Origin of the sequence: Haloterrigena turkmenica DSM 5511 (genome assembly GCF_000025325.1) — an archaeon.
GTDB lineage: Archaea > Halobacteriota > Halobacteria > Halobacteriales > Natrialbaceae > Haloterrigena > Haloterrigena turkmenica.
Genome location: NC_013744.1, coordinates 61,709 through 76,726 on the forward strand (window position 1 = coordinate 61,709; position 15,018 = coordinate 76,726).

13 protein-coding genes and 1 pseudogene are annotated in these 15,018 nt (G+C 61.3%); 12 read left to right on the forward strand and 2 right to left on the reverse strand.

The features are described from left to right. Positions 1-50 precede the first annotated feature (50 nt). Positions 51-374 carry a putative quinol monooxygenase gene (locus HTUR_RS18910; protein WP_318842639.1) on the forward strand — a complete coding sequence of 108 codons (324 nt, stop codon included), beginning with the start codon at positions 51-53 and terminating at the stop codon, positions 372-374. 243 nt (positions 375-617) lie between these two features. Continuing rightward, positions 618-1,034, forward strand: coding sequence for a cobalamin B12-binding domain-containing protein (locus tag HTUR_RS18915; RefSeq protein ID WP_012944940.1), 417 nt, complete (start codon positions 618-620; stop codon positions 1,032-1,034). Positions 1,035-1,320: 286 nt separating this feature from the next. Here HTUR_RS18915 and HTUR_RS18920 read toward each other — a convergent pair whose 3' ends face one another. After that, positions 1,321-2,523: an MFS transporter gene (locus HTUR_RS18920; RefSeq protein ID WP_012944941.1), complete on the reverse strand. Its 1,203-nt coding sequence runs from the start codon at positions 2,521-2,523 to the stop codon at positions 1,321-1,323. A 259-nt stretch (positions 2,524-2,782) separates the two neighbouring features. On the opposite strand from HTUR_RS18920, the gene HTUR_RS18925 reads away from it, so the two are divergent. The 3 genes from HTUR_RS18925 to HTUR_RS18935 all read left to right on the forward strand — a co-directional run bounded on the left by HTUR_RS18925 (position 2,783) and on the right by HTUR_RS18935 (position 6,554). After that, positions 2,783-4,447, forward strand: a complete 1,665-nt coding sequence (locus HTUR_RS18925) for a flavin-containing monooxygenase (RefSeq protein WP_012944942.1) — start codon at positions 2,783-2,785, stop codon at positions 4,445-4,447. 242 nt (positions 4,448-4,689) lie between these two features. Then, positions 4,690-5,127 (forward strand): nuclear transport factor 2 family protein, encoded by a 438-nt coding sequence (locus tag HTUR_RS18930; protein ID WP_012944943.1) that lies wholly within the window; start codon positions 4,690-4,692, stop codon positions 5,125-5,127. Between the two features lie 269 nt (positions 5,128-5,396). Next, positions 5,397-6,554 carry an alcohol dehydrogenase catalytic domain-containing protein gene (locus tag HTUR_RS18935; protein WP_012944944.1) on the forward strand — a complete coding sequence of 386 codons (1,158 nt, stop codon included), beginning with the start codon at positions 5,397-5,399 and terminating at the stop codon, positions 6,552-6,554. Between the two features lie 410 nt (positions 6,555-6,964). Here HTUR_RS18935 and HTUR_RS18940 read toward each other — a convergent pair whose 3' ends face one another. After that, the gene (locus HTUR_RS18940; RefSeq protein WP_012944945.1) at positions 6,965-7,861 is read right to left on the reverse strand and encodes an alpha/beta hydrolase; all 897 of its coding nucleotides are present in this window, start codon (positions 7,859-7,861) and stop codon (positions 6,965-6,967) included. A 369-nt stretch (positions 7,862-8,230) separates the two neighbouring features. On the opposite strand from HTUR_RS18940, the gene HTUR_RS18945 reads away from it, so the two are divergent. The 7 genes and pseudogenes from HTUR_RS18945 (at position 8,231) to HTUR_RS18970 (ending at position 15,013) form a co-directional block, all read left to right on the forward strand. Further along, the gene (locus HTUR_RS18945) at positions 8,231-8,812 is read left to right on the forward strand and encodes a UGSC family (seleno)protein (RefSeq protein ID WP_012944946.1); all 582 of its coding nucleotides are present in this window, start codon (positions 8,231-8,233) and stop codon (positions 8,810-8,812) included. Positions 8,813-8,815: 3 nt separating this feature from the next. After that, positions 8,816-9,931, forward strand: a complete 1,116-nt coding sequence (locus HTUR_RS18950; protein WP_012944947.1) for a hypothetical protein — start codon at positions 8,816-8,818, stop codon at positions 9,929-9,931. A gap of 11 nt (positions 9,932-9,942) precedes the next feature. Beyond that, positions 9,943-10,854, forward strand: a complete 912-nt coding sequence (locus tag HTUR_RS18955; RefSeq protein ID WP_012944948.1) for an NAD(P)/FAD-dependent oxidoreductase — start codon at positions 9,943-9,945, stop codon at positions 10,852-10,854. 240 nt (positions 10,855-11,094) lie between these two features. Then, on the forward strand, positions 11,095-11,913 hold the full coding sequence (locus HTUR_RS18960; protein ID WP_012944949.1) for a mycofactocin-coupled SDR family oxidoreductase: 819 nt from the start codon (positions 11,095-11,097) through the stop codon (positions 11,911-11,913). A gap of 57 nt (positions 11,914-11,970) precedes the next feature. Then, a pseudogene (locus HTUR_RS25670) lies at positions 11,971-12,198 on the forward strand (zinc ribbon domain-containing protein); the annotation flags it as partial. Between the two features lie 71 nt (positions 12,199-12,269). Further along, positions 12,270-12,983, forward strand: a complete 714-nt coding sequence (locus tag HTUR_RS18965) for a competence/damage-inducible protein A (RefSeq protein ID WP_049942000.1) — start codon at positions 12,270-12,272, stop codon at positions 12,981-12,983. Between the two features lie 116 nt (positions 12,984-13,099). Next, positions 13,100-15,013 carry an oxidoreductase gene (locus tag HTUR_RS18970; protein WP_012944951.1) on the forward strand — a complete coding sequence of 638 codons (1,914 nt, stop codon included), beginning with the start codon at positions 13,100-13,102 and terminating at the stop codon, positions 15,011-15,013. The last annotated feature ends 5 nt before the right edge of the window (positions 15,014-15,018 follow it).

Here is a 15,018-nt window from a genome sequence, read left to right on the forward strand (position 1 = left end):
AACGGCAGTATGTGTACCGATTATTGCACGGAACACTTTTATAGCGGTCCATGATTGTCCAAGACGTCATGTTCGTGGTAAATGCTACCGTGCCAGTTAACCCAGAGGACCGTGACGAAGCGAAGGAACTGTTCGCCGACGTCGCCGAGAAATCTCGGACCGAAGACGGGATTATCGACTATCGCGTCTCGACGGACGTCGACGATCCCAATCTCTTCCGGATCTTCGAACAATACGAAGACGACGAGGCGTTCGAGACGCACATGCAAACCGACCATATCGACGAGTTCATGGCTCAGCTACCGGACCTGCTCGGCGGTGAGGTCGACGCGACTCGCTTCGACGTCGAGTCGTCGTCCGAACTCGAGTTCTAAACGCGAGTAAGCGACGGAGGGCCGGCCCTCCGCACCGCTCCGAAATCCTGCCCGAATGGGCCGATATTTTCGGGGAGTATCGCTCGTCTATCGGTCGATCCGTTCACCGTTCGATAAGTGGTAGCTCGGACCGCGTACCCGGACACACCGGTCGCGGTGGTCACGGAGCGGGGGCCGGATCCAAAGCCGACGGTGACCCGGTCCTCCGATAGAATCATACTCCTTCCGATAAACCGTTAGAGCGTGAGTACTGAGAGCGATCAACGGACGATTCGGTGTATGGTTGCGAAAGTCGGTCTCGACGGGCACGACCGCGGCGCTCACGTCATCGCACGGGCGTTCCGAGACGCTGGCTTCGAGGTCGTCTACTCCGGACTACACAAAGCACCCGAAGAGATCGTTCAGGCGGCGGTCCAAGAGGACGTCGACGTGCTCGGCATCTCCATCCTCTCGGGTGCGCACAATACCCTCGTCCCGAAGATTACGAACGGTCTCGAGGGGTACGGTGCCGCGGACGACACGCTCGTGCTCGTCGGCGGCGTGATACCGGACGGGGATCGCGAACAGTTGCGGGCGGAGAGCGTCGACGCGATTTTCGGTCCCGGGACGTCCATCGAGGAGACGATCGAGTTCGTTCGAGAAAACGTTCCCGAACGGTGAGACGGGCGGAGAGTCGACGAATCTACCGCTACCTCGAAAACGGTTGCCGTCGACGACGGGAACGACTGCCTCGTCAACAAACGCTGAGACCATCTCGGTGACCCGGCGCTGTCCATCAGTGGGACGAAGCCCGTCAGACCTCATTTGTCCGTCGCTACTGTCGAGTTCGCTCTGACCCCCGCAGGCTCCGAGAGTACCGCGCGTCGCGACGCCTGCCGAAGCCGATCGACCGCGCCGTCCGTAATCGGTGGCTCGAAGAAGGCGTCAGCGAGCGGATCGCTTCGGATTAGTCGGCCGGAATCTGCGTGGCGAGGAGAACCATGAGACCCGCGAGGCCGGCCAACAGCAGGAACACTTCGTCGAAGAACCCACGGTCGGCCGCTGCACCGAAGAGGACGGGACTCGCCGCGCCGAGTCCGAAGCTGATCGTCCGGAGCAGCCCGAACCCAGTGCCCGCGACGTCGTCGGGAAGCGCGTCAACGAGGTACGACTCCGTCGCCGTCCCGAACGCGAGGAGGGCGCTCAGCGGAACGGTGAGCGCGACCAGTGACCACAGCCCCTCGACGACGGGCAAGAGCGCGAGGGCGACGACGGAGACCCCGACCAGCAGGAACGTGTACCGAAGCCCCCAGCGGTCGTAAATCGTCCCCGAGATCGGGTGAACGAACGCCGCCAGTGCGAAGTAGAGGCCGAAGACGCCGCCGGCGGCCGTCGAGGAGAGCCCCTTCACCTCGACCAGATACGTCGGGTAGAAGCCGGTGAAGGCCTGCCAGATGGAGATTCCGAGGACGAATATCGCCGTTCCGCGGACGATCGACGGTTGGGACAGCTGCGAGCAGAGATACCTGCCGGTCTCGAGGGAGAGCGCATCGTCGGCGTTCGTCTCGGTCGGGGAACGCTGTGGAACGTAGATCCAGAGCGCACACGCGACGAGGACGAACAGCGGAACCGTAAATCCGAACCCGTACTGCCAACCGAGCGCGACGGCGAGAAAGCCGGCGACCGGCGGCAACGCCGCCTGTCCGATCTCCGACGCGGAGTTCGTGACGCCGATCGCCGTACCGAAGTGCTCCGAGTAGACGTTGTCGAGCGCGGTGAACCTGGCGATCGCGTACAGTCCGATCCCGAATCCGTACACGGCCGTCGAGGCGTACAGAAACAGCGTCGAACCGGCGGTAACGATCAGTACGATCGCCGCTGCCGAGACGCCCATACTCACGACGAGCGTCGCGACCTCGCCGATGCGGTCGGTGAGCACCCCGCTCGGTAGTTGACCGATCGCGTACGCAGCGAACAGGACGGTCAACAGGACGCCAGCGGACGAGAGGCTAAGGCCGTAGGCGCTTCGAAGGTGAGGTAATAGTACGGGATAGACCATTCGACCGCCGATCGTCAGGCCCCAGCCCGTCGCGACGGTGAGGAGGATCCTCCCGCGGCCGTCCTGCCTGAGGCCTCGCAGTTTCTCTTTCGCCTGTGGAAGGTAGGACACGCTATCTCCTCGACACCGACTGTCGACTCAACTGCCAGCTCCTTCAATATTCTTCAACGGAACGCCGTTGCCGATAAACGGGGTATCGGACCGCAACACCGGCGTCGCTTTTCGCCTCCCGGGTCGCTACGAGCGTCGGCGAAGCGGTAACGACCGTTTCCGCTCGTTCGTGCCGTCCAGATAGACCAGCCGATCGTGTCGGAGGCCCGACCCAAAAGGATATATGATACAGTGTGGCATGATATGTTGAGGCAAGACCATGAGCTCAGATAAACGAGCCGCTGATGCTGCGCAAACGGGAGACACTGACGTCGACGCGGTCGTCGTCGGCGCAGGTTTCTCGGGACTGTACATGCTCCACCGGCTGCGCGACGAGTTAGGACTCTCAGTGAAAGTCATCGAGAAGGCCGACGACGTCGGCGGGACCTGGTACTGGAACAAATACCCCGGCGCCCGGTGTGACAGCCGGAGTTGGTTCTACTGTTTCTCCTTCGACGAGGAGATTCGAGACGAGTGGCAATATAGCGAAAAGTTCCCCGAACAACCCGAGATCCTGGAATACCAGCGGTTCGTCGCGGATCGCCTGGATCTGCGGCGCGACATCGAATTCAACACGGAGGTCACGTCGGCCGCCTTCGACGAGAACGCGGGCGTCTGGAACGTCGAGACCGACGACGGATCGACGATCTCGAGCCAGTTCTTCGTTCCCGCCGTCGGAAACCTCTCGAAGCCGTATCTCCCCGATTTCGACGGGCTGGAGTCCTTCGGTGGCGAGTGGTACCACACGGCGAAATGGCCCGAAGAAGGCGTCGATCTCAGCGGCAAGCGCGTCGGGCTGGTCGGGACCGGCTCGACCGGGATCCAGATCATGCCGCGACTCGCCGAACGGTCCGAGCACCTGACGGTCTTCCAGCGGACGCCGAACTACGGCGTCCCCGCCCGAAACGAGCCGCTCACCGACGAGGAGTGGGAGGAGATCCGCGAAAACTACGAGGAGATGTGGGAGGAAGCCCACGCGTCCGATGCCGGGTTGGGCTTCGACACCGAGTTCGACTCGATAGACGAGGCCTCGGAGGAGGAGATCGATCGGGCGCTCGAGGAGGGCTGGGAGAACGGTGCGCAGGGCCTCCTGAACGTCTTCACGGACGTCATGGTAAACGAGGAGTCCAACGAGCGAGTCGCCGAGTTCATTCGCTCCAAGATCCGCGAGATCGTCGACGATCCCGAGGTCGCCGAGAAACTCGTTCCCACGGATCATCCGTACGGAGCCAAACGGCCACCGTTGACCTACGACGGCTACTACGAGAAATACAACCGAGACGACGTCGAACTCGTCGACGTCGGGGAGTCACCGATCGAACGAATCGAGACGGACGGGATCCGGACCGGCGACTCCGTTCACGACCTCGACATTATCGTCTTCGCCACCGGCTTCGATGCGGTGACGGGGACCTTCGAACAGCTGAATATCCAGGGACGGAACGGGATCGACCTCGAGGAGAAATGGGATGCGGGCCCGCGAACGCACCTCGGGCTCGCCGTACACGGGTTCCCGAATATGTTCATGGTGACCGGTCCGCAGAGTCCGTCCGTGCTGACGAACATGACGGTCGCTATCGAACAGCACGTCGAGTGGATCTCCGACTGTATCGAATATATGTTGGACAACGACTACTCGTTTATCGAGCCGACTGAGGAGGCGGAAAACGAGTGGAACGAACACAACGACGAGGTCGTCGATCAAACGCTCTTCGATCAGGCGAACTCCTGGTACAGAGGGGACAACATCCCCGGAAAGGAAAGCACTTTCCTGATCTACCCCGGCGGACTCATCGCGTACAACGAAAAGTGCGATGAGGTCGTCGAGAATGACTACGAAGGGTTCGAGCTGAAGCGTTCGATCGAATCGGCGATAGCGGATTGAGCCGATATCGAGAAGGCGTTGTGAAGACTCGAGTCGCGGCTGCTATCGCGGTCTCTATTCAGTCCGCTGCTGTTTGAGATAGAGAGGAACGAAAATATGTCCAGAGCCGATCGTCAACGGGCGGTAATCGGGTCAGTGAGGTCGCGTCGTGCGGGAGACGGAATCCAGTTGCAGTTCTCGTGAACGTCTCAGCGCAGGATAACCATGCGAAGTTCTTTGAGAATCGGTAGCGTTGCACGAGTATGGGTCAGCAGGATTCGATCCGAGAGGTACGAGACTATCAGGAGATTCAGGGGCTACGCGCCGGATACAGTCACACCATCGATCGCGCGATCGAGACCGGGGACTGGGACGAGTTCGTATCGCTGTACACGGAAGACGCAGTCGTCGACTATCCGCAGGCGACGCTCAACGGCCACGACGAGATCGAGGAGTTCGGTCGCGATCTGGAGGAGCTCTACGAGTACAGCATGCACACCGTCCAGATGCCGCGGCTGGAGATCGACGGCGACGAAGCGACCGGCCGGTGGTACATGCTCGTCTTCTACGTCGCGTCCGACGGGAGCGAAGGCCACGCGCTCGGCTACTACGAGGACGAGTACCGTCGCGTTGACGGCGAGTGGCTGTTCAGCCGCGTGAAGGCCCGCGTTCAGGAGGATTCCGACGGCTACCACGTGTGATCGACGCTGCTCCGGGGGAGCGACGTTCGGGTCAGTGTGAAGACGACGCGATCCGTTGGTCCGTCGACCGGTCGGTGGAGCGACGCTGTCGTCTCGCACCGTTTGAATGCCACGAGTAGCGCGCAGCCGGTCGCGAACGTACCGCGGAACTCAATTCTTGATAATTAACCCCTAGATATATACGCCCATAGGTGCCTGGTAACTATGACCACAGAGGGCGGCGGGGAGTGTGGTCACGAATATCCGATCGAACGGAGTGAGAATACGAAATGAAAACCGAAGTAGCATACCTCGAGGAGAGCGGTATCGACGACCGGTACGAATCGCACGACAGCATCGAAGTGGGCGAGGTGGAACTCGCTGAGCCGGGCGTAAACGAGGTCCACGTCGACGTCAAAGCGTGCGGGATCTGTCACAGCGACTGGCACGTCGCGTCGGGCGACAACGAGGTCGAACACTACCCGTGCGCCCTCGGTCACGAGGGAGCGGGCGTCGTCCAGGAGACCGGCGACGCCGTCGAACACGTCGAACCGGGCGACCACGTCGCACTGGCGTGGATGCCGGCCTGCGGAAAGTGCGAGTTCTGCGCGAGCGGCCGACAGGAGCTGTGTCACCGCGGCGAAGGGATGCTCCAGGGGCCGCAGATGCACGGCGACTACAACATGCATATGGACGACGGAACCGAGGTGAGTCAGTACGCGTACCTCGGCTGTTTCGCCGAGGACGTCGTCGTCCACAAGGACTCGGTAGTCCCGGTACCGAAGGAGGTCGACCTCTCGATCGCGGCGCTGACGGGCTGCGGAGCGGCGACCGGGTTCGGATCGGCACAGAACAGGGCAGACATCGAACCGGGCGATACGGTCGTTCAGTTCGGGCTCGGCGGCCTCGGCGCGAGCGCGGTGATGTCGGCGGACTATCAAGGCGCCGATCGGATCGTCGTCGTCGATCCCCTCGAGAGCAAGCGGGAGATGGCTGCGGAGTTCGGCGCGACTCACACGGTGAATCCCGACGAGGAGTCGCCGGCGGAGTTCGTCGAGTCGCTCACCGACGGCCGGATGGCCGACAGCGCGATCTTTACCGGCAGCGTCGCGCTTCCGGAGGAGATCGGCGAGGCCTACGCGACGGTCCGGAAGGGCGGCGAACTCGTCACCGTCTCGTCCAGCCCGCTCGACGCCGACCGAATCGATCTGCCGGTCGAGACGGGGGGACTGTTCAACTTCACGATGAGCGAGATGGAGGTGAAAGGCTCGCTGTACGGCGGCTGGGCGCCGAACTACGCCATTCCGCGGCTCCTCGAGATGTACCAGCAGGAGAACCTCCCGCTGGACAAACTCGTGACCCAGACCTACAGTCTGAACGAGATCAACGAGGGGTACAGCGACATGCTCGAGGGGAAGAACATCAGGGGCGTAGTCGAATTCGACTGACGCGACGGCTCGAGTATCGACCACTTCTGACCTTCTTCGAAGCAGATCCGAGTATCATCGACGACGGGAGTAGCCGTTCGTGGTCGCGGCAGGTTCGTTTCGGGAATCGATCTGGGACGCCGACGACGCCGCTGAATTCCGACGGGGGATCGGGGACGCTCTCAAAGCAAGACGGGCGGAATGAACGGCAGTATCTCGGCTACCGCAGCAAGCGAGACCACCGCCTTGACTGACTACGGAACGTCGGTAAAGCCACTGAGAAATGCGAGCTACGCTGTCAAACGCGTCCGATCCGATCGGATGCTGGACGTTCGCTACCGACAGCTGGTAGTAACTCTAGTCCAGAGAAACGACGGTTAGTCCTCTATTTCGAAGGGAGTCGGTCGGAGGGTCTGATCACAGAGTGACCCCTACGGACCGAGATGTTCGTCGAACCATTCGATGGCAGCGGTACTCGCCTCCTCGAACCCCTCAGTGTAGGCGTCGAAGTGCCCCCCATCGAGGGTGACGATGCTTTTCGGTTCGCGGGCTCGTTCGTACGTCTCGAAAGCAGCGTCCTTCACTGCGAGATGGTCCTCCTCGGCGATGACCATCCGGAGCGGCGTGGGACTGATCTCCTCGACGTGGTCTTTAGGCGCGTACTCGCTCATCAATTCGATCGTTTTGAGGGTCACTTCGTTCTCCCAGTTGGGCGCGCGCTTCTCTTTCGTCTCGGTGAACCACTCGTACGAATCCTGCGTCGGGAGCGCTGCGTCGCCGAGCAAATCCTCGGAGACGACCGGAAGGTACGACGGATCTTCGCCCCGGAACCGGGCGCGGCGGTCCTCGTTTATCTGTTCCCGCAAATCGCCGATGATGTCCGCACGGACGAGTCTTCGAAGGTTGTACAGGCCGTCGGTTAGCGGAACTTGTGAGACGACACAGTCGACGCGGGTATCCCACGCGCCGACGGTCAGCGCGTGACCGCCGCTGTAACTCGTCCCCCAAACGCCGATCCGATCGGCGTCGACTTCCTCGCGCGTTTCCGCGTACGTGATGGCGTGTCGATAGTCTCGTACCTGTTGGTACGGATCGATCTCGTAGCGGGGTTCGCCGTCGCTCTCACCGAAGTTCCGATTGTCGAAGACGACCGATCCGAGGCCGGCCTCGGCGAACGCTTCGGCGAACTTGTCAAGGTACATTTCCTTGACCGCTGAGAAGCCGTGTGCCAGCACGATCGTCGGGACCGGTTCCTCCGCGTCGTCGGGGGTATACAACCAACCGCGTAACGTAGCGCCGTCCGCTTCGAATTCGATGTCTTCGCGCATCGGTAGTGTCAAACGTTAGCATACGAGATAATAGTTTGGTGGATCTTCGATGAGAGTCACGTCGAGTAACGCGTCTCGTCTACGAGAGACGCTACTGTGGAGATGGAGTCATCAGACACGGACGTGCTTGGCTGCGATAGCGAACGAAAACGGTGAGAACTCGATCGCTCTTCAAAGCTCACTTCGGGCCGTTTAAATGCCCAACTAGACGTTTCTGTCGCCGATTTCCACACGATAACTCCACCGGCTCCACCAGATCACGGCTCTCGGCCTTCGTCACGCTCCACAATTCCACACGCTACGTTTGATACCCTGGTGGTAACTATACCCACAATTTTATACCGAATGTGACCGTAATGGTTATTCGCCATGTATGATCCAGTAGCTGATTCCGAAAAGGGAGAACAGGAATCTCTCGCCCCTCGGATAAAGAGTTTAGAAGGAAAGCGAATCGGACTGTTCAATAACGGGAAACTAGCAGCAACGCCGCTATTGGAAGTGGTTCAAGAACGGCTAAAAGACGAATATCCGGACGCGACGATCGAACACTACGAGGTGGAGCATCTGAATCGGATCAAAAACGAAGATGAGCTATCCAGCATCAGGCAGTGGGCCGATGAAGAGGTTGATGCCTGTTTCGGGGCCATCGGCGACTGCGGATCGTGTACGAAGTTCCTCGTGTACGGCGTCAACGCCATCGAAGAGGGCGGCACGCCAGCGGTCGGGCTTATCGACGAAGGGTTCGAACTGGACTGGAAGACGAACGCCCGTGACTTCGGGCGAAAACTGCGGTTCCACCCGCTGTCGAGGGTCGCGGAAGTCACTGACAAAGAGCGTCTTCGGGAGCAACTCACCGCCGATGCGCTCGAGGAGATCGTCGCCGAACTGACCCGTCCCCGAACCGACGAAGAGCGGAATGGAGAAGAGATCGTTGCCAATGGGGAGAAGTAGGTCATGAGCCAGTCTGAAGCGTCCTTCGAAGACATCTATAGCTCCTACTACAAGGACGGAAAGACCGACGGTCTCCCGATCGTTCCTCCGACCGAAGAGCGCGTCGAACGAATGCTCGACGGAACGGACCTCGATTGGGGAACGAAGCTCGGGACGCTCGGGAGTCGAGAGGGTATCCTCACGATCGAAAAGTTGGCGGTAAATGCCGTGATGGCCGGGTGTCTACCGATTCATATGCCCGTTCTCGTCGCCGGAGCAGAGGCTCTCGCGGATCCGAAGTCGAACGCGATCCAAGCATCAGTGAGTACGGGTTCGTGGGCGTACCTCTTCCTCGTAAACGGGCCGATCCAGGAGGCGCTAGATATTAACTCCGGTACTGGAGCCTTCGGCCAAGGATTCCGATCAAACCAGACGATCGGGCGCGCACTGGGACTAACGTATAAAAACTGTGCGCAGATTCACCCCGGTGAGAAGGAGATGTCCACGTTAGGAAATCCGTTCAAGTTTGGCCTTCTCGCTGGCGAGAACGAAACGCGAAGTCCGTGGGAACCTCTCCACGTCGAGCGCGGGTACGACGAAGGCGAAAGCACGATAACGTTCGCAGCACCCCAAAGTTACCTCCAGTATCTGCCCGATAACATGAGCGCTCAAGGCGTGGTCGAAAGTATGGTCAAATACACGACACCCAACATGATCGGAACCAAGACCGAAACTGCCAATGAGCGGTACGAAGGTGCACAGATGGAGGTGTTCTACGCGTTAAGTCCGTACAATGCCCGGGAACTGGAGGACTTCACAAAGGCGGAAATCAAAGCGTACCTCTTCGAGAATGCACAGCGGCCGACTCACGAGTTCGACTCGAGCATGTCCATATTTTTGGATTCCGCCGAGGCGGATGGTGCTCCCGCGGAGCTTTCACCGCTCTGGGGGCACCAGTTCGACGATCCCGATCGCATTAACCTGTTCGTCACGGGTGGCAGCGGGCGATTTAACGCCGTGATCGGACCCACGCTGGGCGGTCCGACGACAAAACGGATTACGCTGCCTGAGAATTGGGAAGAGCTGCTCGATCGATACGGTTCCGAACTAGCCCACGACTGGGGCGCACCGAACGAATAACCGACGTAGAGATGGTGTATGATATTCTCGTCGTCGGTTCGGGTTCAGCGGGACTGGCAACAGGGCTGGCCGCTGGACGACGCGGGTTAGACGTAATGCTGTTCGAAAAGGAGTCGATCGGCGGAGAACTGGTAAACCGCCATACCATCGAGAATTTTCCCGGCATTCCCGGGACGACCGGACCTGTTCTCCGCTCCACTATTATCGAGCAACTCGAGGAGGACACCGTACCGATAACGCTTGCAACAGTCGAGGAAATACACGACGAGGAACCGTTCAGACTGGTAACGGATAGCGGCGAGTATCACGGACGGACTGTCGTGATCGCAGGTGGCGGTCGGCCGAGGAAACTGGACGTTCCCGGAGCAGAAGAGTACGATGGTCGCGGTATCTTCTACTGTGCGAAGTGCGACGGGCCGCTGTATGCCGAGGAAATCGTTGCTGTCTCGGGTAGCGACGAGTGGGCATTGGCGGACGCTCTTTATCTCACTAAGTACGCGTCGAAGGTCATCGTGATCGAGGAGGGAGACCGATTGATTGCCGGCGGGTCGCTTCGGGAACGCGTTGACGCGCACCCGGACATCGGGACGAAAACCGGAACCGAAATTCGAGCCGTGGAGGGTGACGATCTCCTGCAACGACTTACGCTGGTCGACGCCGACGGAAACGAGCGGAGCGAACGCGTCGGCGGGTTGTACGTTCAACAAGGTATCGAACCTCGCGGAACGTCGCTTGCCGGGAAGATGGTGACAACGACCGATTGTGGTGCAATCGTCGTTGACCAGGCGCTCGAAACGGACAGAGACGGACTCTTCGCAGCGGGTGACATTCGCCAGCATTCCTCTCGAACCATCCCCGCGGCGATCGGCGACGGTATCACAGCGTGCCAGTCGGCGGTACGACGGTTAGAAGCAAATGAGTAGCCGTCTATCCTCCAGCAGCGCTTATTTCGATGCTCAGACGAAGTGTATATCCAGTACCGGTAGTTGATCGCCTAGGTTTTTATATATAGCCGATGCATGAGTGTGCGAGACGATAACGTGGAACAAAACAAGTCACTGCCGGTACTTGTTGCTGCGTGGTCGGGGGACCACTGGAGAGAGCGACGATGGATATCGATTCCGCGATTTTCCACGTGCGTCTCAAGAGCCGATCCATAACCCATGCCAGAATACGATTTCAGCGGTCAGGTGGCGTTCGTCACCGGGGCCGCACGCGGACAGGGGCGATCACACGCGAAACTATACGCCGAACACGGCGCTGATGTAGTTATCGTCGACGTCTGTGACAGTATGGATTCGATTCCGTACAATCTCGGCACCCGTGACGAACTCGATTCAGTCGTCGAAGCGGTCGAAGACCGCGGTCAAGATGCGCTCGCTCTCGAGTGCGATGTCTCCAACGAAGCAGACGTCGAGGAGGCGGTCGATCAGGCGATCGAGGAGTTCGGCCGAATCGATTTCCTCGCGAACAACGCCGGCATCTTCACGCTCTCCGAGGCAGTGGAGATGAGCGAAGCGGAGTGGGACAGGGTTCTCGACACGAATCTCAAAGGCGTCTGGTTGTGTGCGAAACACGTCGGCAAACACATGATCGAGCGCGGCGACGGCGGGAAGATTATCAACACGTCCTCCGGATACGGGCTCGTCGGCGGCCTCCTGGAGGGACACTACACTGCATCTAAACACGGCGTAAACGGATTGACGAAGACGTTAGCGCTGGAACTCGCCGAATACGATATCAACGTTAACGCCGTCGCACCGACCGGCGTCGACACGCCGATGATGGAGGAGTTCGTCGAGGTGTACGGCGACGAGATTCTCGACGAGGTCGTGGAACTCACCGGCCCGTGGAACATCTTCGGGGGCGGCATGATCGAGTCACGAGATATCAGCGAAGCGTATATGTGGCTCTCGAGCGACGCGTCCCGGTACGTGACTGGGATCACACTGCCGGTCGACGCGGGGCTCAGTGCGAAGTAACCGTCCCGCTCGGTCCCTCCGCGGCTTCCGTTTTAGCCGTTCTGAGAACGCTTCGGTGAGACGCCGAAACCGATCTGGGTGCGTGAACACTCCTGTCCGTCGTGTGGCTTTAAAACGGATAGGGACGCGAATGCGGCGATGAACGTCCTACAACGTGGCTTTTCTGAACTAGGGCTGGGATGGCCCGAAGAAACGCCTGTGGAGACTGTGACCGCTACGGATACTGCTGACTTTCAGCGTCTGTCTGCAAGTCACGGCATCGAAACAGGAAGCCTAACCTCGTGAGAGCAGGATTCCCCGCGCACGGTGGCGCGGGGTAACATTCAAACTCGTCCCCGTGGATAATGGACGGACGAATGAACGCCGCGATCCTCACCGTGGGCGACGAACTGCTGGCCGGCGACGTCGAGAACACCAACGCCACGTGGCTCGCATCGCGACTCGCCGACCGCGGCGTCGTCGTGGGGGAGATACGCGTCGTCCCCGACGACGCGGCGCTCATCGCGACCGCAGTACGAGAGTTCACCGACCGGTTCGACGCGACGATCGTCACCGGCGGCCTCGGATCGACCCCCGACGACGTGACGCTCGAGGGGGTGGCGAGAGCGTTCGACGTTTCGCTCGAGCGCGACGACGAGGTGCGATCGGCCGTCGAGGCGACTGTCAGCGACATCCGCGATGAGTATCCCCAGTTCGAGTTCGATCTCGAGGAAGCGGCGCGGTATCCCTCCGAGGGACGGATCGTGCCGAACGAAGAGGGAATCGCTCCAGGCTGGGTGATAGCGAACGTCTACATCGTGCCCGGACTCCCGGCCGAAATGAAGGCCACCTTCGGAGCGATCGTCGACGAGTTCGACGGAGAACGACGGACGGAGACGGTGTATTCGAGCGAGCCCGAAAGTCACCTGAACGAACTGCTCGAGACGGTTCGGGACCGATTCGACGTGACGGTCGGCTGTTATCCGGGGGCCGATCGGAAGCGGATTACCCTTTCCAGCGACGACGCCGATCGACTCGAGCAAGCGACCGATTGGATGACCAGTCGATCGGAAATCGATGCGACCGAGTAGCCCGACCGAAGCGGACCATCCGCGCCGTCAGCAGTGGTGCTCTAGCGCTTTCACGGGAGTACCGAATGGCCTCGCCAGTCGGCATTTTCAAGGGACGGCGTGTGATACCACCCACCATGGAACTGCACGAATCGGGAAGGATCGGCGACCTCGAGATACCCAACCGCGGCGTTTTCAGGCCGGTGCGAACGCGCTTCGTCGACGACGGCGCCCCGACGACGGAGCTCGCGGCCCACCTCGGCGCTCGAGCGGCCGGCGGCGCCGGGCTCGTCGCCGGCCCCGCGCAGATGCTCGTCCACCCGTCGGCGAGCGGGCCGTCCTACATCGACGCCTACGACGAGGACGCGATCGAGGGGCTCGCGGCGGTCGCTGACGCCGTCCACGAGGCCGGGTCCGCGATCGTCGGTCAGCTTACTCACACCGGCGGCGAGGAGGGCGGAGATTGGGAGATGCAGGCGCAGCTGGCACCGTCGGCGTCCCCGTCGGACGCGGCCTACGAGATGCCTAAGGCGATGGACCGCGACGAAATCCGGGCCGTTCAGGATGGATTCGCGGCCGCGGCGAGAAACCTCGAGGAGGCGGGATTCGACGGCGTCGAGCTGAACGCGGGTGCGTTCTCGGTGTTGCGCCAGTTCCTCTCGCCCCGGTACAACGTCCGCGCCGACGAGTACGGCGGCGACTGGGAGAGCCGCGTCCGGTTCGTCAACGAGGCGATCGCGCGAGTGAGCGACGCGACGAGCGGTCCCGTCGGGCTTCACCTCTCCCTTGCGGAACTGGAGTACGGCGGGTACGAATTCGAGGACGTCCCCGAGTTCCTGCCCCTGCTCGAGCGGCTCGATTACCTCTCCTGTACGGTCGGGACGCGAGCGACGTACGACCGAACCCACGCAGGGCTGTCCGTTCAGGCCCCGGACCTGCTCGAGCCGATCCGAACTGCCGCGGACCTCGTTGACGTCCCAGTCATTGGTCGCCAGCCGCGTACGGGAGCCGCAGACGCGGCGTCGCTGTTCGACGCCGGAGCCGATTTCGTCTCGTTCACCCGGCAGCTGCTCGCCGATGAGCGAACCGTGCAGAAGCTCATCGACGGCGAGCGACACGACCGGTGCATCGAGTGTAATCAGAAGTGCCTCGAGGGAGTCTACGGGCACGCCCACGGCGGGCACGTTCAGTGCGTCGTGGACCCACGAACAGGACGGGAGACTGATCTGCCGCCGCTCGACGAGGTCGAACCGGCGGCGCTGAACCAACGCGTGCTGGTCGTCGGTGGCGGCCCCGCGGGGATGCGTTTCGCGGCGATTGCCGCCCGACGGGGCCACGACGTGACGCTTCGGGAGGCCGACGCAGAGCTGGGCGGTCAACTCCAAACGGCCGCTCAAGGCCCGCTCAATCTGCTGGAACGGGCCGAGGAGGACCTCGTGGCAGCGGTTCGGGAGGCCGGCGTGACCGTCGAGCGCGAGTCGCGGGTGACCGCCGACGCGCTCGAACCGGAGTGGGACGCCGTCGTCGTCGCCACCGGCGGGACTCGTCCCGGCCTCGACGAGTACGATTTCGACAGCGAGGTGGTCGACGCGTTCGACGTTCTCGAGGGTGCGAGCGTCGGCGACGACGTCCTCCTGTTCGACGACAACCGGTGGGTGATCGCGTTCCAGACTGGGCTGAAACTGCTCGAAGACGCGGCGGAGCTCGAGATCGTCGCGACCGATCACTACCCCGGGTTTACGACCGAACAGCCGAACCTCCCCGGGTTCGTCTCTGCGTTGCAGGCTCAGGGAGCGACGTTCACCGGCAACCACACCCTCGAGGCGGTCGGTACCGACGGGACGGCGACTCTGCGGAACACGCTGACGGGCGATCGAACGACCAGAACGCCCGACACCGTCGTCGTCGCTGGTCGCCGACGGGCCGAGGAAGGGCTCTACCTCGAGTTGAAGGAGCGCCGGGACTCGGTCTACCGCATCGGCGACGCCGTTTCGCCGCGGAAGCTCGATCGCGCGTACTACGACGGCGAACGGCTCGCACGGCGGCTGTAACGTCC